This window comes from Sphingobacterium gobiense (assembly GCF_002980575.1).
GTDB lineage: Bacteria > Bacteroidota > Bacteroidia > Sphingobacteriales > Sphingobacteriaceae > Sphingobacterium > Sphingobacterium gobiense.
On sequence record NZ_PVBS01000002.1, the window covers coordinates 1,335,423 to 1,362,057 of the forward strand.

The following is a 26,635-nucleotide window of genomic DNA, read 5'->3' on the forward strand; positions in this document are numbered from 1 at the left end:
TTTTATACTACCAACCTGGATTCTGAGGAAACTCTTCGTATATACTGATGTCGTCTACGAGAAATGGGAACCAATAATGTCGTTTGGTGTAGTGTCTCTCGAATAAAATCGTTTGTCGGAAATTTCTTACCCGTGCGTTTCTCGGATCGGCATATACTTCGTCGTTGGGTGTGGCTCGATCAAACTCGATCCCTTTCTTATAGGTATAAGGGCGTTCGGAGAGCAGAAGCCAGCGACGAAGATCTACGAATCGATGTCCTTCAAAGGCCAGCTCGACAGCGCGTTCTCGCCTGTATTCTTCCCGGAACGCTTCTTGCGAGACTAAAAACTGAGGAGCGACATGACCCACCCCGAGTCCCGGTCTATCTCGTACAAAATTAACGGCGTCTACAGCGGTTTTACTATAACCGGCCGCTTTCCCGGTTGGAGAATTATACCCTTCCGATGCCGCTTCGGCATACATTAAATATACATCAGATAGGCGTAGTAGACTCAAAAGAACAGCATTTCCATCGGCAAATCCTTCCCATTGATTCATCTGTTTGGAGACGAATTTGGAGAACATATAACCGGTGAACACCGCTTTAGTTGGGTTGTCAGTGCGGTAAAGCCCCCCGGTAAACAGACTGGCGTATTGTCGATACTCGTTATTGCCAACAAGACCACCGTTGTTGATTGCTTTTTCGCCGTCAATCATAATGTCATGATAGAAACGCGGATCGCGGTCCCGCCAAGGATACTCCGGATCATATCCCGATTCGGGATCTGCCTGCGTCGGATTTTTTATAGGGAGACCGTTAGCCATACCGTAATAATCCACATAATTTGCCGTAGGATACACTTTGATTCCGGAGCCATTAATGGTCATCGGACGATAGTCATTGACCTGGTTCCATCGGAAACGATTGTCGGGAACATTCGCTGGATTTTCCATCATAATAGCTTCTGTGTAGCGTTGATTATTTACGACCACAGAGCCTGGAATGGCATAATTTTGATTAAAGGTGTAAAAAATGCGCGAATAGTGCGAGAAGGGAATCAATTGGTAACGGCCAGTAGATTCTACAAGATTCAAGGCTTCTCCAAATACATCTGCAGCTCGTTTGCAATATTCCGTATGATAAGATCGCTCGCCGGTAGATTCTTCGTTCATGAGTGGGCTCCCAGCCAACAATAGGTTTTTCCCCAGGAATCCTAAGGCCATGATCTTATTTGCCCGACGATCAGTATTTCCGATGGTGGGACCTACAGCGGTTTCATCCCAAGATACGGGAAGTAGATCAGCCGCTTTCCGAAGATCGGCAGCCACTTTCTCTGCCGTTTCATGATAATTCAACCGAACGACCCTTGGTGCTTCATCTGGAGGCAGCACCACATCGATATAAGGTAAACCGCCCCAATATTGCATAAGCATAAAATGAAACCATCCCCGGAAAAAATACAATTGTCCTTCAATCAGACGTCTTTCTTCCGGCGTCGCATCGATTAGTAAATCTAGATTGGCTAGCCCGATATTGGCTTTACGTATGCCATACCAAGATAGTCCCCACAGGTTTCCTTTGTTCTCGCGAACCTGATTGTTCGGATTTCCGCCAGATTTGAACCAGGACCCAAAAATTGCGGTATTCCATGCCCAATAATCTCCATGGTCTATATTATAGGCAAGTAGCCGCGTTTCCGTCGGTTCCCACATTTCTTCGTCTCCAAAATTCCAGTTATTGTGCGAACCAATGGCGGTAATCACGGGGACGCAATTATATAATTCTTCGGTAAATCCCTGAAAATTCCGAAAATCTTTAAAGGCTTCCGTTTCGTCAATATCCGCAAGCGGCGATTTATCAAGATATTTTTGACACGAACTGGCACCTAAACATGTGGATATGACAACGAATTGCCATAATATCTTTTTAAAATATGTTCTCATTTTAGCTAGTTTTAGAAGGTTATATCCAGACCCAAGTTAAAGCGACGTACGGTGGGGTACGCTCCACCACCCGCACTGGCTGCGAAATTTGATTCCCTGTCGTCCGGCATCTTTGTCCATAAAAGCAAATTATTTCCGTTTACATAGATTCTACAGGCATTGATCCCTAATCTGTTTACAATTTGTCCACTGAGCGTATAAGCTACTTCCGCATTTTTCAGGCGCACATAAGATCCATCATACAGATAGCGAGTAGCATTTCCGGCGTAAGGCGTAAGTGTACCCCACCTAGGAAGGGGAACATCGCCACCACCGTTTTCTTTCGTCCAATAGCTACCTTCCACAAACGCGACGTTTGACCCCGAATACGTGTTGAAGGTCGGAAAGTCTACCGTTCGAGATACATTGTTCACTCCGTAGAACTGTAAAAACAGGCTTAGGCCTTTCCACTCGGCACCTATACTCGCATTATAGGTATTGTGTGGAGAACCCGAATAACCGTAAGGCGCGGAATCGAATAGATCGATGATACCGTCGCCGTTAAAGTCGATAATGTTATAATCGCCAGGCAATTTTAAATGATTATTCGAGGTGCGTTCGGTGCTACCGTATATATCGTCCCAACTAGCTAAATGTCCATGATCGATATGGGTTCTGTGTTGTCCCAGTTGCCATCCGGCTTGCTTCCGATAAGCAGGTAATAACTCTGGATCATCGCGAAATAATACTTCATTAACTGCATGTGTCATGTTGGTGTTAGCCCATAAGCGTAGGCCGTTGGCAAACCGATGATTGAAATTTAATTCCAGTTCATAGCCTTGTCCGCGCACACTTCCGAGATTGGCCCTCGCCGCAGTTTGTCCAAAATAACTGGGAATAGCCCGTCCATTTCCGTCGATAATAATGTCGGTTCTTAAGTCCCGAAAGAAATCGACACTGCCAGAGAGCATCCCATTTAAGAAGGAGTAATCGATGCCCAGATTACGTTTTTCCACATTCTCCCAAAAGATATTTGGGTTACCTAAATCCGTAATCCGATAAAAAGTAAATGGAGTATTTTGAATAGGGCTACCCATTTGTGCGTTACCGCCAAATGCCCATTGGTCTCTATACAGCCAACGCCCACTAACGTTGTCGTCACCGATTTTCCCCCAAGATGCGCGGACTTTTAAAGTATTGATGAATGGAAGGCTTTGCATGAATTTTTCGTTGCTGATTACCCAACCGGCAGAAAGTGAGGGAAAGAAATCAAAGCGATAATCCGGGCCAAACATTTCCGAACCATTGTAAGCGCCGTTTGCTTCGAAAAGATAACGGGAGTCATAAGCGTAAGTTGTTCGAAACACCCAATCCTCGCGATAACGCGGAAACATGCTCCCAACAGCAAACTTTTCTCTTAAGAACAAGCCCATTACACCCACATCATGTTTATCGAACTGTCGGTTGTAGTTTAATTGGGCAGAGTAATTGATACGACGATATGTTGCTCCTTTATCTAGGGCACCAGATGCGGTCGTCCAACGGATACGATCGGAATAATCGAGTTGCGTGGACCCATCAACTTGTTCTTCCCAAGTTATTGAGCCCGTTTCGGGGTTTATCCATTTGCGTGGCGGACCATTGTATAGATCATTGATTCCCCTTTCATGTTCGACAAAGGTATTGTCTAGGGAGTAGTTAGCCCGGAAGCTAAGCCCGGAGGTAACCATACTCAAATCTTGCGTAATAATAAAATCGGTTGTCAATTGGGTATTGGTTCGCTTCTCTAACCCGGAAACGGCTAGATTGAAAACTGAATTGGGCACATCTGCATTTCGGAGGGCATACCAACCCCATGTGCCATCAGAATAAATTGGGCGCATCGCATCTGGAGACGATCGGTATGCGGACGCCCAGAATGCATTGTCGGTTTGGGCACCCGAATTCCAAGGAAATTGACGTACACCATTTGAACCAAACAGCTTTGTCGAGAATTTAGTGGTACTGGTGAGATTGAAATCTAAGTTACTGCGTACATTGACGCGATTATACCCGTAATTGGAAGTATAGCCCCTGTTGTTTTCAAACGACTTGAACAAATCTCCTTCTCTTACATAATCGACCGACCCGAAATAGGTGACGAAATCCGTTCCACCTGAAACGTTGGCATTCGCGCCGTAGGACATGGCATGTGATCGAAAAAGTTCCTTTTCCCAATCCACGTTGGGATATCGATCCCACTCCTCGGCATTGGCTGGATACCGATATTTTAATAATATTTCTTCGGGTCGTATGTTTCCCCATCCGATTTGGTCAACGATAATTTCATTCTCGATGACCCGATTACGCAGTGAAAGAGCATCGTATGCATCATATTTTGCTGGCAGTCGCGAAGCAACTTTTGCTGTGGTGTTCACACGGCCACGGATGACAGCCTTTCCGGATCGTCCCTGTTTGGTGGTAATAAGGATGACGCCATTTGCTCCTTTTACACCGAATACGGCGGTGGCGGAAGCGTCTTTTAGTACAGAAATGCTTTCGACTGAGGCGATATCGATAGCGCTCATAGACCGTTCGACACCGTCGACTAAAATGAGGGGAGAGCTACTGTTCCAGGATGTTTGTGCGCGGATTAAGATCTGTGGATCTTCGCCACCCGGCATACCAGAAGAGCTAGAGGTCACCAGTCCAGGTAAATTGCCCGTCAAAGCCATTCCGAGATTAGTGACGCCTCCCGTGCGTTCAAGCACTTCACCGGTGGTTTGTGCGATCGCGCCTACCAGACTTTCTTTCTTCTGCGTTCCATACCCCACGACGATCGTCTCTTCGATCTCGATACTTTCATTGTTGATGATGATACGCAGCTGATCTTGAATGCCTATCGTTACTTCGGCACGGCTGTGGCCAACTTTAGAAACCACTATTGTTGTTGCGTTTTGTGGTACGCGTGATAAGATAAAAGCGCCGTTTACATCGGTGGACGCCGCGATGTTGCTGCCCATTACAACAACATTCGCATTCTCTACAGGGTTTTGGTCTTGATCGACCACTATACCCTGGATAGTGCGGGTATTTTGGGCAAAAGCAATCGTTATAGCACTGATCCACCCTAAAAAAAGGATAATCAACGACCGACGGGAGAGCCCCCAAAAACTCTCCCAATATCTCCAAGGAGAATTAGTAGATTCTATCATCATAGTTTATTTAATTGATTATTAATTTTTAGTAAAGGCACAAATTGGTTAAAAATATTCCTGTGCCCCTCAAATACATTATTGCGAATGAATAGGTTTATGGACTGTTTATCTTACGCATATTACTTGTTTAAAATGGTTATATAAATTAGTTACTGCTTCTCGCGCTAAATTTATCACTGTTATACCAAGACAAATAAAGCGCTGTTTCCGAGTTCTCTATTTCTGTTAGCAATGAAGATGCTCAGGTTTATGAGGATAAATGTCAATAAAACATCTTACGTGCTCAAATTTTCTCGTTTCATTCTGATTTCTGTATGTAACATATGATTGTAAGTGTCGTATTATCAGTGTTTTATATTTATAAAATTTGTTTTCTTTTTTGATTTATAAAATGAGGAGATTTAATAACGGACAGGTGATTTCTCCTTCGTAAATGTTGCATATCCCTTTCTATTTATTTCAATTATGTCTTTTTTAGTTATATTATCGGTTTTTTATCGAATCCTGTCATGGGTTTATTGATAAAGCGACAAGCAAGTTTGTAATTTAGCCATGAGCTGACTGATGAACACACACGCATTTAAATAGATATAAGAATATGCAATTTTTTATAGATACAGCAAATCTTGCCGATATAAAAGAGGCGCAAGATTTAGGAGTTCTGGATGGTGTAACAACGAATCCATCGCTTATGGCAAAAGAGGGGATAAGCGGAGATGAAAATGTTAGAAATCATTATAAAGCAATTTGTGCGATCGTGGAAGGCGACGTGAGTGCGGAAGTAATTTCGACCACATACACGGAGATGATTAAAGAAGGAGAAGAATTAGTCGTTTTGGACGATAAGATTGTCGTCAAGGTGCCGATGACCAAAGACGGTGTGAAAGCGATTAAATATTTCAGCCAGAAGGGAATCAAAACCAATTGTACATTGGTCTTCTCGGGGGGACAGGCACTTTTGGCAGCGAAGGCTGGAGCGACTTATGTGTCGCCGTTTATTGGACGGTTAGATGATATTTCCGTGGACGGATTGGCGCTCATAGAAGAAATACGTGAAATCTATGATAATTATGGATTCGCCACAAAGATTCTCGCCGCATCTATTCGACACAGTGCTCATCTTCTCGGATGTGCCAAAATCGGAGCCGATGTGATGACAGGGCCTTTATCCGTAATCATGTCGCTTGTCAACCATCCGTTAACGGATAGCGGATTAGTGCAATTTTTGGCGGATCATGAACGTGTAGCAAAACAGATTAAGTAAGGCAGTACAATGGTAATGACTAAGAATAGCATCCATAACCTAGAGGCCATTGCTTCTCAAGTACGGCGTGATATCGTCCGGATGGTGCATGCCTGCCAGTCGGGACATCCCGGTGGCTCGCTGGGCTGTACGGAGTATCTCGTAGCTTTATTTTTTGAAGCGATGGATCGTCATCGAGAATTTGAGCTGGATGGCATAGGAGAAGATTTATTTTTCTTATCAAACGGACATATATCTCCGGTATTTTACAGTGTGTTGGCGAGAGCAGATTACTTTGATCCTGCGGAGCTGGTAACTTTTCGTCAGATAGACTCGCGCTTGCAGGGCCACCCTACAACCCATGAAGGGTTGCCAGGTGTTCGTGTCGCTTCGGGATCGCTAGGTCAAGGCCTCTCTGTCGCTCTTGGTGCCGCACAGGCAAAAAAGCTGAATCAGGACAGTCGTTTGATCTATGTATTAATGGGGGACGGTGAGTTGCAGGAAGGGCAAATATGGGAAGCGGCCATGTATGCGTTCCACAATAAAATGGACAATGTCATTGCCGCTGTAGATTATAACGGAGCGCAAATCGACGGGCCTACCGAGCAAATACTCTCACTAGGTAATCTGCGTGCCAAATGGGAAGCGTTTGGCTGGGATGTGTTAGAAATAGAAAGAGGAAATGATATGACTGCTGTTGTACGGGGTTTGGAGCTGGCAAAATCCCGTACAGGAAAGGGAAAACCGGTGATGATCATGCTCCATACGGAAATGGGGAATGGGGTTGACTTTATGATGGGATCGCACAAATGGCACGGTATTGCGCCTAACGACGAACAATTAGCTGCTGCATTAGCGCAGAATGCGGAAACTTTGGGAGATTATTAACAGATAGGAGAGGTACTAAAAAATGAAGAAATATACTTATACTGAATCCAAAGATACGCGTTCAGGCTTTGGAGCTGGCTTGGTGGAAGCGGGCCGACAGAACGAACATGTGGTTGCGTTATGCGCTGACCTCATCGGCTCTTTGAAAATGAACGATTTTATAAAAGAATTCCCCGAGCGTTTTTTTCAAATTGGTATTGCAGAAGCTAATATGATGGGCATCGCCTCAGGCTTAACGATCGGTGGAAAGATTCCGTTTACAGGCACGTTTGCTAACTTTTCGACCGGTCGTGTATACGATCAGATTCGCCAATCCATCGCTTACTCCAATAAAAACGTAAAGATATGTGCCTCGCATGCCGGATTGACATTGGGAGAAGATGGTGCAACGCACCAGATGCTCGAAGATATCGGTTTGATGAAAATGTTACCGGGCATGACAGTTATTAACCCCTGTGATTTTAACCAAACGAAAGCAGCAGCTTTGGCGCTCGTCAATCATCAAGGGCCAGCTTACCTACGTTTTGGACGTCCTGTTGTACCTAATTTCACACCGTATGACCAAGTCTTTGAAATCGGAAAGGCGGTGATGTTGAATGAGGGAAGGGATGTCACGATTATTGCTACCGGACACTTGGTATGGGAAGCGATCAAAGCAGGGGAGTTATTGGAGCGCCTTGGCATAGATGCTGAGATTATCAATATTCACACCATCAAACCCTTGGATGCAGAAGCGATTTTAGACTCGATCAAGAAAACCGGATGTGTGGTAACGGCAGAAGAGCACAATCGTTTTGGTGGTTTGGGCGATAGTGTTGCACAATTATTGGTACGTGAATTTCCTACGCCACAGGAATACGTTGCGGTTGACGATAGTTTTGGCGAGTCGGGCAAACCTGCTCAGTTGATGGAAAAATATGGTTTGAATGCGGAAGCTATTATTATTGCTGTGCAAAAGGTTTTGGCTCGGAAGGAATTACAATAGACCGTGTTGTCTAATTCCTAAATATATAAACATGTTATGAAAAAGATCATTTTAATCTTAGGAGTGGTACTAGTATGGACTGCTTCGAACGCACAAAATGTAAAAATGGCGCCAGAGGGATTTGATGTACAGCGAACCGATATTGCCCAAGGCAAAATAGATACGGTTTCGTACGATTCCAAAACCGTTGGCGTTACGCGTAAAGTATTGATCTATACCCCTCCGGGATATGATAAATCAAAGAAATACCCGGTGTTGTACTTGCTCCACGGCATAGGCGGGGATGAACTCGAGTGGTTTAAAAATGGCGTTCCGCATATTATTTTAGATAATTTATATGCGGATGGGAAGATAGAACCTATGATTGTGGTACTGCCCAATGGCCGGGCAATGAAAGATGACCGAGCAACCGGCGATATCATGGCGCGCGATAAAGTAGAGGCTTTTTCTGCCTTTGAACGTGATCTTCTAGACGATCTGATTCCGTTTGTGGAACGAAAATACGCTGTTAAAAAAGAGCAGGAGCAACGAGCGTTGTTCGGTTTGTCTATGGGAGGTGGGCAAGCGTTAAACTTCGGACTGGGAAATATGGATGTTTTTGCCTGGGTGGGGGGCTTCTCGTCTGCACCCAATACCCAGACGCCAGAAGAACTGTTGCCTAATCCACAAGAAGCGAAAGATAAATTAAAACTCCTTTGGATTTCCTGTGGGGATCAAGATAGATTGATGCGATTCACCCAGCGTACCCATGAATATTTAGAGATACATGAAGTTCCCCATATTTATTACATCGAACCGGGAGGGCATGATTTTAACGTATGGAAAAATGATTTGTACCACGTCAGTCAGCTTCTATTTAAATAAAAGCCTATTCCTAAGCAAAATAATATGAGTTTAAAAGGATATTTGAGTACATTAACCCTTATAGGACTGTCCGTTATGGTCGTATGTAGTAATTCGTACGGACAAGAGGGCGACCGACTGAAACTATCGTATGACAAGCCCGCAGACGCGAAAGTCTGGGAGCAGGCATTACCCATAGGCAATGGACGCTTGGGCGCGATGGTATACGGAATACCGCAGCGCGAAGAGTTGCAACTCAATGAAGAAACCATTTGGGGAGGCGGGCCCTATCGTAATGATAATGAAAAGGGAGGAGCGGCGTTGCCTCAAATCCAACAATTGGTCTTTGCCGGCAAAACGGACGAAGCGGACAAGCTCATCAATGAGACCTTCTTCACCAAGACGCACGGTATGCCATTTCAGACAGCTGGAAGCGTCATCATGCATTTTCCAGGTCATGAAGCCTATGCCGATTATACGCGTGGATTAGATTTAGAGAAAGCAGTAGCAACCTCTCGATATACCGTAGATGGTGTGACCTATACCCGCGAAGTATTTTCATCTTTTGCGGAAGACGTCATTGCCATGCAGCTGACCGCTAGCAAAAAGGGAGCGTTGAATTTCACCTTGGAGTATAGTAATCCCTCCGAGCATAGAGTTTTTAAAGATGGTAGCCGTTTAGTCTTGGAGGGAAGAGGCACAACCCACGAAGGTATCAATGGTAAAATAGTATATCGAGCATATACAGCTGTTAAGCATAAAGATGGGAAAGTAGCATTGACCGATAATACATTACAGGTATCTGACGCGACTTCCGTTGTTGTTTATATTGCTATCGGAACTAATTTTGTTAACTATAAAACGCTGGATGACAGTCAGATGTATCAAGCTTCTGTCAAGCTTGATTTGGCGGAGAAAAAAAGTTTCAAAACAGCACAAAAGAAGCATAGTGCGCTTTATTATAAGCAATTTGGCCGCTTTTCGTTGAACCTGGGAAAGGTGGTTGATTCCGTACGGACTATCACCGAGCGTATAGCGAATTTCAAAACGACACAAGACCCCGCTTTAGTAACCCTATTGGCTCAATTTGGTCGCTATTTGTTAATCAGCTCGTCACAACCCAGCGGGCAACCAGCTAATTTACAGGGTATCTGGAATAATTCGTTGCATCCGGCATGGGATAGTAAATACACGATCAATATTAATACGGAAATGAATTATTGGCCAGCCGAAATAACCAATCTTTCGGAAACCCATGAGCCTTTATTTCAGATGATTAAAGAACTGAGCGAAAGTGGTAAAGAGACGGCGAAAAAGCTTTACGGAGCAGATGGATGGGTGGCACACCACAATACGGATATTTGGCGCGTAACAAGTCCTATAGATTTTGCAGCGGCCGGGATGTGGCCTACTGGCGGAACTTGGCTCACACAACATCTCTGGGAACACTATTTATACACGGGTGATCGGGAGTTTCTGCTTGATGTATACCCCGTTATGAAAGGCGCAGCAGACTTTTTATTGACAACCCTTATTGAACATCCGAAATACGGTGAAAAAAGTTGGTTAGTTCTTTCTCCATCGGTCTCACCGGAACATGGGCCTATCTCGGCAGGTGTTACGATGGACAATCAATTGGCTTTTGATATGCTGACCCGTACAGCAGTAGCGAATGAAATATTGGGGAAAGACGCCTCGTATAGGGCGAAGCTTTGGGCAACAGCCGAACGTATTCCGCCTATGCAGGTGGGAAGACACACCCAACTGCAGGAATGGCTAGAAGACCTTGATGATCCGAAAAGCGAGCATCGACACGTATCGCATCTATATGGGTTATATCCTGGTAATCAGGTTTCTCCGTATCGGACACCTGAACTTTTTGAAGCTTCTCGCAACTCGTTAAACTATCGGGGAGATTTGGCGACGGGATGGTCGATCGGCTGGAAGGTCAACCTATGGGCGCGTTTGTTGGACGGTAACCATGCGTATAAAATCATCAATAACATGTTGACGCTAGCAGATGGTCAAAATAAAGAGGGAAGAACCTACCCCAATTTATTCACGGCACATCCACCTTTTCAGATTGATGGTAATTTTGGTTTGACGGCGGGCGTAGCAGAGATGCTAATCCAAAGTCATGATGGCGCGGTACATTTATTACCGGCGATTCCGGATATCTGGCCAACAGGCACCGTGAAAGGGATCAAAGCACGGGGTGGATTTGAAGTGGATATACGATGGGAAAACAGTGAGGTACAGGAGGTAACGGTGGTTTCGGCTATCGGAGGAAATCTACGACTGCGTTCGCACGTGCCATTGACGGGTAAAGGACTGAGGGCGGCTTCCGGTAAGAACCCTAATAGTTTGCTAAATGCGCTTGAAGGTGCTGAAGCGATGGTTTCGGGGCAGGCTTCTTTGAAAGGAAATGATTTGCGGAAGGTTTATGAGTACGATGTGGCTACGGTAGCCAGCAAAGAATATAATTTCTATAAAAATAACACGATAATCCATGAATAGATTTTCAACCATTTTAAAAATGTTCACCTGTATAGGGTTAATTGGTTTCTTTGACGTTTCCTATGCGCAAAAAGCGAAAAATCCAATCATCTTCGCTGACGTGCCGGATATGTCGATGATTCGTGTGAGAGATACCTACTACATGAGCAGCACCACGATGCACATGAATCCGGGGCTCCCGTTGATGAAGTCGAAAGACTTAGTGAACTGGGAACTGATTGGCTATGGTCATACATCGTTGCAAGATAAGGATGAATTGAATTTGAATAATGGCAAGAGCACCTATGGAAGGGGTACATGGGCTAGTAGTATCCGATACCACAACGGCATGTATTATGTCAGTACTTTTGCACAGACTACGGGTAAGACTTATGTCTATATCACCAAAGATATAGAAAACGGTCCTTGGGAAATCAAGGAGTTCGAACCCCTGATGCACGACCATACCCTCTTTTTTGAGGATGATAAAATATACATGATATGGGGTGGTGGGAAGCTCAATATGGTTGAGCTTAAGTCTGATTTTTCGGGAATTAAGCCAGAAACGCAGCGCGTGCTGATCGAAAATGCAACCTTGCCGGGTACGCCGGCAGGGACAAAAGGTGGCTTGCCAGCGGAGGGGTCGCAACTGTTTAAAGTGAACGGAAAATACTACCTGTTCAACATATCATGGCCGCCGGGCGGGATGCGTACCGTGATTGTACATCGGGCAGATCAACTAGAAGGGCCATATGAAGGCCGTGTGGTTCTACAGGATAAGGGTGTTGCACAGGGCGGACTTATCGATATGCCTAACGGAGAATGGTATGCTTACCTATTTCAAGACTACGGCGCGGTAGGCCGGATTCCGTTTATGGTTCCCGTGAAATGGGAAGATGGCTGGCCCGTTTTGGGCATAGACGGTAAGGTGCCGATGGAATTGGATCTTCCGGCTAGCAAAGGGCTTATACCCGGTATTGTCCATTCCGACGACTTCAGTCGAAAAAATGGCGAGCCTGGTTTACCGCTGGTGTGGCAATGGAATCACAATCCGGCAGATCATCTTTGGTCGGTGAGCGAGCGTAAAGGATACCTGCGTCTCAAAACGGATCGTATAGACGAGGGTTTCTTACAAGCGAGGAATACCTTAACGCAGCGTACGATAGGTCCCACTTGTGTAGGGTCGACAGCAATCGATGTATCAAAAATGAAAGACGGCGATTTCGCAGGGCTTTCTCTTCTGCAAAAAAACTATGGTTTGGTCGGCGTGCGTATGGAAGGCGATAAAAAATCGCTGGTTATGGTCAACGCAACAACCGGTACGCCGGAAGAGGTTGCGGACATCTCTGTAACCCAACAGACACTATATTTAAAGGCCGAATGCGATTTCACAAATAAAAAAGATGTGGCTAATTTCTTTTATAGCTTGGATGGAAAAAAATGGAACCCCATCGGAACGGAGTTAAAGATGGCTTATACTATCCCGCACTTTATGGGCTATCGTTTTGGTTTATTTAATTATGCAACAAAGACTCCTGGTGGATATGTCGATTTTGATTATTTCGAAATCGGTCAATAATGAAAGGCAATAGAGAAATAATTAATAATACAATGATTACAAAAAGATATTTCTGTCTGTTTTTGCTTATCGTATTAGGCGGAGGACATGCTGTCAATGCACAAAATCCCATTGTACAAACAATGTATACCGCCGATCCGGCACCTATGGTTTACAATGACAAAATGTATTTATATACCAGCCACGATGAAGACAATTCTACCTGGTTTGTCATGAACGATTGGAAGCTCTATACCACGGAGGATATGGTCAATTGGACAGACTATGGGGTTATCGCCTCTTATAAGACATTTCATTGGGCAAAAGGAGATGCTTGGGCAATTCAGGTCGTCGAGCGAGACGATAAGTTCTATTTATATGCGCCGATAACTTCGGCTATTAACAACCGTCCGGCAATCGGCGTCGCTGTCTCAGACAGCCCTTATGGGCCCTTCTATGATCCGCTGGGGCATCCACTAGTACAGACCAAGGAAGGCGATATCGACCCTACTGTGTTTATAGACGATGATGGGCAAGCTTATCTATATTGGGGCAATCCATTTCTGTATTATACGAAACTGAACGAAGATATGATTTCCCTGCGTGATAGTATTACAGAAGTTCCCATGACTTCGGAAGCTTTCGGTGTGCGTGAAGGAAATGTGGAAAAGAGACCCACGCTCTATGAGGAGGGACCATGGTTATATAAAAGAAAAAACTTGTATTATCTATTGTGGGCTGGTGGGCCTATACCAGAGCACCTCGGGTATTCTACCAGTGAATCACCTGTCGGTCCGTGGAAGTACGGCGGAACATTAATGCCAACGGAAGGACGCAGTTTTACGAACCATCCGGGAGTTATTAATTTTAAAGGGAAAACATATCTGTTTTATCACAATGGCGCATTGCCGGGGGGCAGCGGTTTTACACGTTCTGTCGCGGTGGAAGAAATAAAGTTCACCAAAGAGGGCGCGATCACACCTTTAAAAATGACGAAGGGAATTACCGATCCGCTGAAGCCATTGAATCCATACCAAAAGACAGAAGCAGAGACGATCGCATGGTCCGAACACGTCAAAGCAAAGCAAAATGCGGAGGTTGGCGTATTCGTACAAGCAGTGCAAGACGGTGCCTATACGAGCGTAAAGAACGTAGATTTTGCTGCGGGAGCTTCTCGATTTACCGCCCGGATTGGAACAACTCACAACACAGGTGTCACGATGGAAGTCCGTTTGGATGGAATAGACGGACAGTTACTGACAACGATAGAAGTGCCGCGGACGGGAGGAGATAATAGATGGGTATTAGTGTCAAGTGATATTCCAAAGGTCTGGGGGAAGCACGACGTCTATTTTGTCTTCAAAGCAAAAAATAAGCCCGGCATAATTATGTATTTTGATTATTGGATGTTTTCTAAAGAAGATCAGGATGGATAAACTGTTTTTTCTACTGACCATTGTTTTTTATTTATTAGGCGGAGCCGATGCCTTGGCCAAAATACGTTTACCTGCACTTATTGGCGACAAAATGGTCCTGCAGCGTGATATTGATCTCCGTATCTGGGGATGGGCGGATGTAGGTGAGAAAGTAACCATCAGGTTTCAAGGTGAACGCTATTATACGGAAGCGGGCAACGACGGCAAATGGTTTGTGTCTTTACCTCCGCAAGCAGCAGGAGGTCCGCATATCATGGAGGTCAACGAAATCGTGATCCGCGACATTCTCATTGGTGATGTATGGTTGGCATCCGGACAATCGAACATGGAAACACCCATTGCGCGTCTGACGCATCGTTACCCGGAAATAAACGTATCCAATAATCACATGATCCGTCATTTTAAAGTGCCTACACAAAACACAGCCGAATCGGTGCAAGAAGATATTGCGGCCGGCGGAAAATGGTATTCCGCGGTCGCGTCGGAAGTGATGAACTGGACAGCTTTGGCCTATTTTTATGCACGGGAAGCCTATAATCACACGAAGGTACCCGTTGGTATGTTGGTCTCCAGCTTGGGTGGCTCCGCGATCGAAAGTTGGATTAGCCAAGAACATCTTCGAGAGTTTCCGAATTTATTGGTTGATCAAGTGGCCGTAGACAGTTTGCCTAAAGCAATGCAAGACCGGGGAGCAGGAAAGTGGGCGAACCCGAATTGGGATGATACCCACTGGAAAACGATGACAGTTCCGGGGCTTTGGCGCTCCCAGGGAATACATACGAAAGGTCTGATCTATTTCCGAAAAGAATTTGAGATGCCCGAATCGATGGACGGGCGACATGCGAAAATACGCTTAGGCATGTTGATCGATAGTGATTCTGTTTTTGTGAATGGACACTTTGTGGGCTCCACCTCCTATATGTATCCGCCGCGTGAATATCATATCCCGGCGGGTGTATTGCGTGCTGGGAAAAATAATATTACGGTACAATTAACGGCGAAGAACGGCAACGGTGGTTTTGTAGAGGACAAGTCTTATAAAGTCATTGGAGATGATATGGAGGTGGATATAAGTGGTGAATGGAAATATCAGGTCGGTGTAGACTTAGATGAAGTCGCTGTATACAGAACCCGCCTTCAAAACATAAAAACAGCCGGATCCGGTTTGTACAATGGCATGATCTACCCTATCCGTGATTATAGGGTACGAGGGGCGATTTGGTATCAAGGAGAGACGAACGCTGGTCGCCCACAGCATTATCAAACCCATCTCGAGTCGTTGATGCGTAATTGGCGGGAATTGTACCAAGATGCTGAACTACCATTTTTGATTGTACAGTTACCCAACTACTTAAGAAAATCGGAAAAACCTGAGGAAAGTGGCTGGGCGGAAATACGCGAAGCACAGCTTAAAGCGATGAAACGGGTTCCGAATACAGCATTAGCCGTGACATACGATGTGGGAGAATGGAATGACATCCACCCCTTGAACAAGAAGGATATCGCACATCGGCTATTTTTAGGCGCAAGGAAAATATCTTACAGTGAAAAGTTAATCAGTTCGGGACCTATATATCAGGATATGAAAATAGAAGGCGATAAAATTGTGCTATCTTTTTCCGAATTGGGAGGAGGGCTGCAAAGTCAAAATGGAGAATTGACGCATTTTGCCATTGCAGAAGCAGATCAGAAATTTATTTGGGCGAACGCAGTGATTAAAGGTAATACCGTGGTCGTGAGCAGCCCACAGGTGAAAAATCCGGTAGCTGTCCGTTATGCGTGGAGCAACAATCCTGAAGATGCTAATCTGGAAAACAAGGCGGGCTTGTTGGCCTCGCCATTCCGTACAGACGATTGGTAGAAGATAGAAAGAATGTATAGAAGTATTATTTATAAGAGATTTAAAATTATGTTTAAGAAAAAGCAAATCGTGTTAACTGTTGTTGCTGCGACGTTGTTTTCTGTAACTGGGGTAAAAGGACAGGACCAGACCACGCAAGGGACAGCTACTCAGCAAAAATTTGTACACAAGACAGCTGGAAATCCTTATTTACCTCTTTGGGAACACTTGCCGGATGGTGAGCCGCGTGTTTTTGAGGATCCCGATAACCCAGGAAAATACCGGGCATATATTATTGGTTCGCACGATTTGAGACTAACCAGCTATTGTGGGCCGGACATTCGAATGTGGTCGGCGCCTGTAGAGGATCTGTCCAGCTGGCGGGATGAGGGTGCGATTTTTACATACGAAATTGATGGACAATGGGACGTGATGTATGCGCCGGATCTTGTAGAGGTAAAACGAAAAGATGGAACGAAAGAATATTATTTGTATCCGCACAGCCGTGGCCAGCACCGCGAGGCTATGGTGGCAAAAGGGGATCGGCCGGACGGTCCGTTTAAGCCTATCAATATGACAGCCGATGGAAAGCGTACGGTGCCGGGAAGTATCTTGGGATTCGATCCGGCGGTATATATTGAATACGTCACGGATCCGAACGATCCGGATTATGAAATCGGCTTCCGCGCATACGGATATTGGGGTTTCCAACGATCTTTGGCAGCTCAGCTAGATCAAAATACCATGTATTCGGTTAGACCGGGCACAGAGGTAATCAATTACTTTATACCAGCAAGTGCCCGATACGGAGAGCTGCGTGATCCCGAAGGAACGGAATATCCTCATATTCTGAAGGGCGAGGATTTAGGTTCCTTCAATTTTTTTGAAGCATCGTCTATACGTAAAGTGGGTAATAAATATGTGTCGGTTTATAGCGGCTATTCAGGACCTGAATATGGAATAGGAAGTTCTAATTCTACTTTACGTTATCTGGTAGGCGATTCGCCATTAGGCCCTTGGAAAAGCGGCGGTGTATTGGTTGATTCACGTGGACCGGTGCTCAGCCAGGACGGAAGTGCTTTGGAAACGACCAATGGCGGACACAATACACACGGCAGTATCGAATTGATTAACGGACAATGGTACGCTTTTTACCACAGGCCTCCGCGAAATTTTGGTTTCGCGCGTCAAGCTGTAGTTGCAGCTATTACAATAGATTGGGACGAGAAGCCGGTATCCGAGGGTGGTACCGTCAGGATCCGTGCTTACGATCCGTATGCCGCGGACAGTGTATGGACGGCCAAAGATACCCAAGGAAGGGAATATACGGGAGCAGAGGTGACATCAGAAGGCTTTAATGTCTATGGCTTGAACCCTTATCAGTATTACTCGGCGGGCTATGCTTGCTACCTGTCGGACGTGGGTACCATGCAAGATTCTTGGGATATCTGGGATAACCATATGCCGATAACAAAGGTGAAAGATGGTCATGTTATAGGATATAAATATTTTGGTTTCGGCGGGCTCGATCAGGATAAAAAAGGATTAAAAGCTTTTGAAGGAACGAAAAAAGGTAATGAAACGGCCTTTAATGTATTTCTTACACCCAAAACTGCAAAAACTTTTAAGGTGAATGTTTGGTTAGATGGACCTTGGGACAATGACGCTTGGAAAGGGGAAAAAATCGGGGAAATTATAGTTCCCGCTGGTTCTGAAGAGCAAGAGACAAAATTTACGGTAGACGTCGCTAAGTTTGTAGATCATTTAGATAAAAAGCACGCGATTTTCTTGGTAGCTGAAGGCGATGGGTCGGAGGTGCTTTTCGATTTAGCGGGTATTGGGTTTAGTTCGAACATGAAGGAAATCGTTCGCCCGATTGTTCCAACGGTCAGTATTTCCGTTAACGGTAAGGAAATCGACCTCTCTGACACGCCCGTTAGATCAACGAATGCGAATGGTATTGTTGGGTATGATCTATACGAAACAACCTTTACTCTGCCTTCGGGAACAACGGGTATACCTACGATCTCGGCAACTGCGGACAACTCGGATGTACAAGTAAGTGTTACCCAAACGAAGTCTGCGCAAGGGGTAGCGTTAGTGAAGTTTGATTATAAAGGCGTGGTGAAAACACATCGCGTAGTGTTTGCTTCGGAATAAGGTATAGCGTTAATAGCTAAAATATACATGATATGAAAAGCAGATTTTATTTAGTAGGTGCTTTTGTTATAACCATCGTAATGGCCTGCACCCACAAGGGAAATGAAAAGGATAGTCATCCTTTTAGAAATCCGGACCTCCCTGTCGAGGAGCGAATTGATAACCTTATCGGTTTGCTGACATTGGAAGAGAAGGTCGGTTTGATGATGAACGCATCAAAGCCGGTCCCGCGTTTGGAGATCCCGGCGTACGATTGGTGGAATGAAGCTTTGCACGGAGTGGCACGTTCGGGAAAAGCGACCGTGTTTCCGCAAGCTATAGGTATGGCCGCCACATGGGACGAACAAAATCATCTGAAGACTTTTGAAATTATCTCCGACGAAGCTCGCGCCAAATACAATGAAGCTGTAAAACAGGGGGAACGAGGACGTTATTACGGCTTAAGTTTTTGGACGCCCAATATCAATATCTTTCGCGATCCCCGATGGGGACGTGGACAGGAAACTTATGGAGAAGATCCCCATCTGACGACTCGTTTGGGGTTAGCGGCGGTAAAAGGTTTGCAGGGAGACGATGACAGGTATTTTAAAACGCACGCCTGCGCCAAGCACTATGCGGTACATAGTGGGCCGGAATGGAATCGACACTCGTATAATGCTGTGGTTTCCGATCGTGATCTTTGGGAAACCTATCTGCCTGCGTTTAAAGCGTTGGTACAGGAAGGAAACGTGCAGGAAGTGATGTGCGCTTATAACGCCTTTGAAGGACAGCCCTGTTGCGGAAGTGATCGGCTGATGATGGATATTCTTCGGAATAAATGGGGCTTCGAAGGCATGGTGGTATCGGACTGCTGGGCGATTGATGATTTTTATAAAAAAGGCCATCATGAATCGCACGACACGCCTGCGGAAGCTGTAGCGAATGCGGTGTTAACCTCCACTGATCTAGAATGCGGACAGTCTTACGAGCATTTACTAGCGTCGGTAAAACAAGGGTTGATCACGGAGAAACAAATTGACGGTTCATTACGGCGCGTGTTACGTGGTTGGTTTGAATTGGGGATGTTTGATCCAGAAGACCGTGTGCCGTGGAGTACGTTATCTTATGATATTGTTGCTTCCGAAAAACACCGAAAGCAAGCTTTGGACGTGGCGCGGCAGTCCATGACCTTACTAAAGAACGAAAATCAAACGCTTCCGCTAAGCAAAAATATAAAACGGATAGCTGTGGTGGGGGCAAATGCCGCGGATAGTATGATGCTCTGGGGCAATTATAATGGCACGCCAACCTCGACCGTCACGATTTTAAATGGTATTAAGAAAAAGATTCCAAATGCCGAAATAATGTATGAGAAAGGAAGCGATTTGGTCGACCCCTGGGTTAGAAGTTCTTTATATGAGTCTTTTTTAACGACCGAAAATGGTGAAAAAGGGCTAAAAGTTGAGTTTTATAACAATAATGCTTTGGGAGGAAAACCGGTACGTACCCTGACGAACCGACTGGGCATCGAATATTCGAATCGCGGCGGTACGGCCCTGGCGCAGGATGTGAATTTGGAAAATACCTCAACCCGTATATCCGGCGTGTTTGAAGCACCGTATACTGGAGAAGTCGTTTTCAAAGCAAACGCGAATGATGGTTACGTTCTGACTTTCGATGGGAAAGAACTAGGAAAAATGGAAGGGCGCGAAGCTGTGCGTGGTGCAGAATATGCAGTACAGGTACAAAAAGGAAAAACCTACCCCGTAGTGTTCGAACATAGGCAAAAAGGAAGTATTCTAACCATGGGACTGTCCGTTTTTAAAAAAGAAAAGGCCGACTTTACGGATCTGACTGATCGCTTGAAGAACGTAGATGCCATTGTGTATGCAGGAGGATTGTCTCCACAATTGGAGGGAGAGGAGATGTATGTTGATGCAGAAGGGTTTAAAGGCGGAGACCGGACGTCGATTGATCTGCCCAAAGTCCAACGGGATCTATTGGCGGCGCTTCGCCAAACGGGAAAACCGGTAGTATTTGTTTTGTGTACCGGAAGTGCTTTAGCGCTAGAGCAGGATGAGAAAAACTACGATGCACTACTTTGTGCTTGGTATGGTGGGGAACAAGCTGGGACGGCAGTTGCAGATGTACTTTTTGGTGATTATAATCCAGCGGGTCGATTGCCCATAACATTTTATAAGACATTGGCGCAATTGGATAATGCCTTGACCAAAACTGGCGACGTAGCACGGCAAGGTTTTGAAAATTACGATATGCAGGGACGCACATATCGTTATATGAAGGATACACCGTTATATCCGTTCGGGCATGGATTAAGTTATTCCATATTTTCCTATGGTCAGACTAAGTTAGCCGAACCTACTATTGATGGAAGTAAAGTTGTAAAACTATCCCTTCCAGTAACTAACGTTTCAAAGGTCGATGGAGAAGAAGTAGTACAAGTTTACGTGGCACGGCGAGATGATACACTTGCTCCTTTAAAATCGCTTCGGGCTTTCACACGTGTTCCCATTAAAGCTGGGGAAACGAAAACGGTCGATTTGGAAATCCATCCGGACGCATTTCAATTTTATGACGAGCGTGAAGATGGATTGGTGTTGAAACCGGGTGACTATTCTATCCTGTACGGTGGAACCTCGGCAGATCACAATTTGAAAACTTTGTTCCTTAAAATCGCCCGATAAGCGTCTATAAATGCAGGTGTAACAAATTGAAACGTTTTTGTTACGTATAAAGGTGTCACTCTGCAGGGATACCTTTATTATTGCCTAAGCAACCAAATAAGCTAGCCCTAGTTTAGGGTAAACAGACTTGTGGGGAATACAATTTATAAACTGAATCCCAATAATAATACTAGCGTATTAGCTGTTGTTTTTTAATCGACGCAACCGGTTGTGTAGTGTGCAAAAAATGAAAAACAAAAACTAAATTTATTATGATCACAAAACCCGATTTTTTATTAGCTGGTGTCCTGATGCGATCCACATGCCAGTTATTGCGTTCTTTTATATTGTTGCTCCTCCTGTTTGTCGGTGTCGGTGAGCTATTCGCACAGGAGCGATTGATTCAAGGACGCGTGGCTTCACAAAGTGGTGAACCGTTAGCGGGTGTTTCCGTTCATGTGAAAGGGACAGACAGAAATACGTCATCTGGAAGCGACGGTAGGTTCTCCATTGAGGCGAACCCCGGCTCCGTCCTCGTTTTCACTTACATAGGCTTCAATCCGCAAGAGCGTGTTCTGGGGGATGAAACCGATGTGCAGGTTACATTAGCAGCTACAGACGCACAATTAGACGAAGTCGTCGTCGTCGGCTACGGCACGCAGCGTAAAGAAGCTATTACCGGTTCTGTTGCATCTATCAGCGGCGAAAAGATGAACGAAGTGCCGGCAGCGAATATTACCCAGGCATTGCAAGGACGTGTAGCGGGCGTACAGATGACACAAACTTCATCTAAACCTGGAGCGGCTATGCAGATACGCATCCGCGGTACGCGGTCTTTAAATGCAAGTAATGATCCGCTGGTTGTTTTAGATGGAATTCCTTTTGCGGGTTCTATCGGAGATATTAATCCGATTGATATTAAAAGTGTAGATATTTTAAAAGATGCATCAGCGACCGCTATTTACGGTTCGCGCGGCGCTAACGGGGTCATTTTAGTAACCACACATAAAGGATATACTGGACAGGAAGCGAGAGTAACTTTTAATAGCTATACAGGACTGAAAACACTTTTTGCGCGTTATCCTATGATGAATGGTGCTGAGTTTGTCGAGCTTAGAAAAGCCGCTAACCTATATCAGAACGGTGAGGACGAAACCGATGACGTCAATGTAGATTGGCAGGATCTGTTATACAAAAATGGTATCATGACCAGTCAAGACCTTAGTGTTTCAGGCGGTACAGAGAAAACAATTTATAATTTTAGTACCGGCTATTTTCGAGATGAAGCTGTCTTACCCGGCCAAAATTTCGATCGCTTTTCGTTGCGGGGAAGTCTAGATCAAAAAATTGGGGAACGGATACGTGTCGGCTTCAGTACAAATAATAATTACTCGGTTAATAGAGGTGGTAACTTAGGTGTCTACACGACTTTGAGTACGACACCTATCGCAAATCCCTATAATGAGGACGGTTCCTTTAAAAACATCGTCCGGATGGCACAGGATAATCATTGGGTATATTCGCGGGAAACCATAGAAAACCTCGGAAATAAATGGGTCGATATGGCGAAGGGTTTTGGCTCTTACAATACATTTTTTGGCGAAATAGATATCCCTGGTATAGAGGGACTGAAATATAGGGCAAATGTCGGGCTTAATTTTAGGACGACGAACGGGGGCGCATATACGGGGGAAGGTATTTTCAGTTCGGAGATTAATAATCCGTCTACGGCATCCATCAACAACTCGTTGCATACGCAATGGACCGTTGAAAATTTGCTGACATACGATCGTACCTTTGCTGAAAAGCATAATCTTAATGTGGTAGGGCTTTACTCCGCCGAACAAATCCGCTATAACAGCTCACATGTTTCTGCTTTACATATTCCGGCAGACCAGTTCCAATTTTATAATCTAGGGCATGCCACGGGTGAGATCACAGTCGACCCTAATAACCAAGATTATTATAAGACTGGACTGATGTCTTGGATGGCCCGTGCGATGTATGATTATGACGGACGGTATATGGTAAGTGCCACGATTCGCACGGATGGGTCGTCTCGCTTAGCTCCCGGAAAGAAATGGCATGCCTATCCAGCGATTTCGGCCGGTTGGAATGCCAAACGGGAAGCTTTTTTATCAGATGTAGCTTGGTTAGATCTGTTGAAAGTCCGTGTAGGCTATGGACAGACCTCGAACCAATCCGTCGCACCTTATAAAACACTAGGGCAGCTTTCTACACGGCCTTATAACTTTGCTGATGAATTTGCGATAGGTTATTATGTCACGGAATTACCGAACGCCGCACTGGGTTGGGAATACACGAAGACATGGAATTACGCAGTAGACTTTGCCCTACTGAATAATAGGTTGCGAGGTACGTTTGAATATTACACACAACATACGAAAGATTTATTATTAAGCGTTGGTTTACCCGCTTCCTCTGGTGTCGGGAGCTACATGGGGAATATTGGTGAAACCCAAAATAAAGGTTTTGAGTTTTCATTAGATGGACTTATTTTAGATAATCCCGATGGACTGACATGGGAAGCAGGTTTCAACTTGTACTTAAACAGGAACAAATTGTTAGCTCTTTCCTCTGGTCGTTTACGCGACGAAGGAAACTGGTGGTTCGTTGGCCATCCGATAGACGTTATTTTTGACTACGAAAAGATTGGACTGTGGCAAGAGGGTGATCCATATCTGGATATCCTTGAACCAGGAGGCAATGTGGGGATGATTAAGGTGAAGTATACCGGTGAATATGACGCATCTGGGACGCCAGTAAGGCAAATTAACGCGGATGACCGACAAATTATTGACGTAAACCCAAGATTTGAAGGTGGATTTAATACGCGATTGGCTTTCAAAGGCTTTGATCTGGGACTGGTTGCGGCATTTAAGAAGGGTGGAACATTAATTAGTTCGCTTTATTCTTCTGCAAGTTATTTAAACTTGATGAGCGGACGCCGGAATAATGTGAAAGTGGATTATTGGACACCGGAGAACACCGATGCCAAATATCCGAAGCCGGGAGGTATAGCCAGTGGAGATAATCCAAAGTATGGAAGCACACTGGGGTATTTTGATGCCTCTTATTTAAAAATTAGAACGATTTCATTGGGGTATAATTTCAGTAACGAAGGATGGCTACAAAGAGCGGGTATCGGCGGATTGCGAATTTACGGAACGATACAAAATCCCTTTGTATTATTTTCTCCGTATCACCGGGAGTCTGGGATGGATCCAGAACCTAATTCGAGAGGCGATGAGAATCAAGCTGTAACGTCAGCATACCAAAACCGCCTATTACTTATCGGGACGAATACGCCTGCCAACAGAAATTACTTGATCGGACTTAATGTGTCATTTTAAAAAGAGGAGGTTAATTATGAAAAATATATATATAAAACTTATATCGGGTGCTGTCTTTTCTGTAACGTTAGGTTTGGGCAGTTGTTCAAAAATATTAGAAGAAGAACCGAGAAGTGTATTTACCCCGGAATTTTTTAAAACGGAGAAAGGCGTCGTTGGTGGGGTTACGGCATTATACGGACATTTACGGAATATATACGGGAACGGTTACTATTATAACGCCTGTTTAACGGGAACAGATGAGTATACCTATGCACAGCAAGCGGATGGGAATTTTAGGGACATAGACTTATCAGGAGTAGGCGCGTTGACACCTATTACGAGTCGCTCGGATGTGTTATGGAATGAAACTTTTCCGGCTATCAATACCGCCAACGGCGTTATCGAAAACGCCGTGGAGGCTGAGAACATTTCCACAGCGATTATTGCCGAAGCACGTTTTTTCAGAGCCTTTGGTTACTTCATGTTAGCTCAAACCTTTGGCGGAGTACCGCTCGATCTTGGCTCGGGAGAACTGCGGTTCAATACGTCCACTGTCCGTACTTCCGTCCGCAATACGGTTCCAGAAGTTTATACGCGCGCCGTATTCCCAGATTTGCTGAAAGCTATTGAAGATCTGCCTGACGTAGGTCGGGTCAAAGGTGGGGCAACCAAAACGTTAGCTCGCTTGTATTTAGCAAAGGCTTATCTAACGTATGGTTGGTGGCTAGAAAATCCAAATAATATACCGACTTATCCAGCAACAGATCGTGCCGATCCCGACGGCCATAACTCGGCATATTATTATCAAAAAGCATATGACGTTGCGATTGAGGCCATTGACAACCCAGGCCCGTTCCATTTGCAGGAAACCTATTATGATGTGCATAATGGTCCTAACGACCGGAATAACGAAATTATGCTCTACGCCGATCACACTGAGGAAAGTGAATACTTTAACGGGGGTAGTCATTCCTATGGAAGTGGGGGAGCACCTGATAATTTTGCTGTATGGATGGTTACCTGGGATTATACCTTCCTCGAAAGTGCGACAGCTGCAAATTGGTCATCTGTGGTGAGGTCTGTTCAACGTGAGGCTGCGCAAGCATATGGTAGACCATGGACACGTATGGCGCCAACGCAAAATGTGATTATCAATACGTTTGCTGATAAGAAAAATGACTCCCGCTATGATGGGACGTTTGTAACGACATGGCGGGGCAATTGGAATAAAGCCGGAGTACCCAATGAGGTTCTATACAACGCAAACGGCATGCCGGTCAGTCCAGGAGATGCAATCCTGACCATTCTAGATGACGAACCTACACAGGCCATAGATTATTCAAATACGACATACAAAAGTAATGTCGGAGCGGGCGTTTTATCGGGCAGGGCGGATTTTGTTATTGCTCCGAGCGCAATCAGTAGAAGGAAATATCCAAACTTGTGGAAACTTGGACAATATCGTACCAATAATGGCGATGGATTAGGGCAACCGAATGGAGGAAGTACACGACCATTTAATATCGCAAAATTTTCCGAATTGTATTTTGTGGCGGCAGAAGCTGCGGTCAAAGGCGCTTCAACGCAGGCGGGAAAAAGTGCTAGGGACTTAATCAATGTTATCCGTGCACGCGCTGGTGTATGGCGTTGGGATAATAATGGTAATGTCGAAAAAAACGAAGATTATAGCACGGAGATGACAGCGGCAACCCCAGCGAATATAACGATCGACTATATTTTGGACGAGCGTTCCAGAGAGTATTTTGGAGAGGGATATCGTTGGTTTGACCTAGTAAGAACGCAAACATGGCAGGAACGGGCTAAAACATACCAGATTGCCGGACCAAATATTCAAGATCATACACCTATTACATTCAACCGCGACATTCAACCATTCCATTATCTACGTCCGATACCGCAAGGGCAAATGGATGCAATGGAGTTAGATGGAGCAGAAAAAGCAGCATATCAGAACCCGGGGTATGATTGATAAAACGTAAAACATAACTTTCTCTTAAACTCGTTCATCAAGCAATTTTATTTAAAGCAGGATGGACGAGTTATATT

General features: G+C 45.0%; 14 protein-coding genes. 12 read left to right on the forward strand and 2 right to left on the reverse strand.

Translation table 11 applies throughout. The annotated features are described in order from the left end of the window. Positions 1-7 precede the first annotated feature (7 nt). Complete coding sequence (locus C5749_RS14385; protein ID WP_105726838.1) at positions 8-1,924, reverse strand: RagB/SusD family nutrient uptake outer membrane protein; 1,917 nt, start codon at positions 1,922-1,924, stop codon at positions 8-10. An 11-nt stretch (positions 1,925-1,935) separates the two neighbouring features. Further along, positions 1,936-5,100, reverse strand: coding sequence for a SusC/RagA family TonB-linked outer membrane protein (locus C5749_RS14390; RefSeq protein ID WP_245893788.1), 3,165 nt, complete (start codon positions 5,098-5,100; stop codon positions 1,936-1,938). A 598-nt stretch (positions 5,101-5,698) separates the two neighbouring features. Here C5749_RS14390 and fsa point away from each other — a divergent pair. The 12 genes from fsa to C5749_RS14450 all read left to right on the forward strand — a co-directional run bounded on the left by fsa (position 5,699) and on the right by C5749_RS14450 (position 26,558). Further along, positions 5,699-6,364 (forward strand): fructose-6-phosphate aldolase, encoded by a 666-nt coding sequence (fsa, locus tag C5749_RS14395; protein ID WP_105726840.1) that lies wholly within the window; start codon positions 5,699-5,701, stop codon positions 6,362-6,364. Positions 6,365-6,379: 15 nt separating this feature from the next. After that, positions 6,380-7,231, forward strand: a complete 852-nt coding sequence (locus C5749_RS14400) for a transketolase (RefSeq protein WP_105726841.1) — start codon at positions 6,380-6,382, stop codon at positions 7,229-7,231. A 22-nt stretch (positions 7,232-7,253) separates the two neighbouring features. Continuing rightward, positions 7,254-8,216, forward strand: coding sequence for a transketolase family protein (locus C5749_RS14405; protein ID WP_105726842.1), 963 nt, complete (start codon positions 7,254-7,256; stop codon positions 8,214-8,216). 36 nt (positions 8,217-8,252) lie between these two features. Continuing rightward, a complete protein-coding gene (locus C5749_RS14410; protein ID WP_105726843.1) occupies positions 8,253-9,080 on the forward strand; it encodes an alpha/beta hydrolase in 828 nt (275 codons plus the stop codon). A 24-nt stretch (positions 9,081-9,104) separates the two neighbouring features. Then, positions 9,105-11,576, forward strand: a complete 2,472-nt coding sequence (locus C5749_RS14415; RefSeq protein WP_105726844.1) for a glycoside hydrolase family 95 protein — start codon at positions 9,105-9,107, stop codon at positions 11,574-11,576. Next, complete coding sequence (locus C5749_RS14420; protein ID WP_181151436.1) at positions 11,569-13,134, forward strand: glycoside hydrolase family 43 protein; 1,566 nt, start codon at positions 11,569-11,571, stop codon at positions 13,132-13,134. Before C5749_RS14415 ends, C5749_RS14420 begins: the two co-directional genes overlap by 8 nt. Before the next feature lie 32 nt (positions 13,135-13,166). Next, positions 13,167-14,549, forward strand: a complete 1,383-nt coding sequence (locus C5749_RS14425) for a glycoside hydrolase family 43 protein (RefSeq protein ID WP_105727069.1) — start codon at positions 13,167-13,169, stop codon at positions 14,547-14,549. Continuing rightward, entirely contained in the window at positions 14,542-16,410 is a 1,869-nt protein-coding gene (locus C5749_RS14430; protein ID WP_105726845.1) for a sialate O-acetylesterase, read from the forward strand. Before C5749_RS14425 ends, C5749_RS14430 begins: the two co-directional genes overlap by 8 nt. Positions 16,411-16,458: 48 nt before the next feature. Then, a complete protein-coding gene (locus C5749_RS14435) occupies positions 16,459-18,549 on the forward strand; it encodes a glycoside hydrolase family protein (protein WP_105726846.1) in 2,091 nt (696 codons plus the stop codon). Positions 18,550-18,581: 32 nt separating this feature from the next. After that, a complete protein-coding gene (locus C5749_RS14440) occupies positions 18,582-21,233 on the forward strand; it encodes a glycoside hydrolase family 3 C-terminal domain-containing protein (RefSeq protein ID WP_105726847.1) in 2,652 nt (883 codons plus the stop codon). A 251-nt stretch (positions 21,234-21,484) separates the two neighbouring features. Further along, positions 21,485-24,586 carry a SusC/RagA family TonB-linked outer membrane protein gene (locus C5749_RS14445; protein WP_245893789.1) on the forward strand — a complete coding sequence of 1,034 codons (3,102 nt, stop codon included), beginning with the start codon at positions 21,485-21,487 and terminating at the stop codon, positions 24,584-24,586. Between the two features lie 16 nt (positions 24,587-24,602). Beyond that, complete coding sequence (locus tag C5749_RS14450; protein ID WP_105726848.1) at positions 24,603-26,558, forward strand: RagB/SusD family nutrient uptake outer membrane protein; 1,956 nt, start codon at positions 24,603-24,605, stop codon at positions 26,556-26,558. Positions 26,559-26,635: the final 77 nt, after the last annotated feature.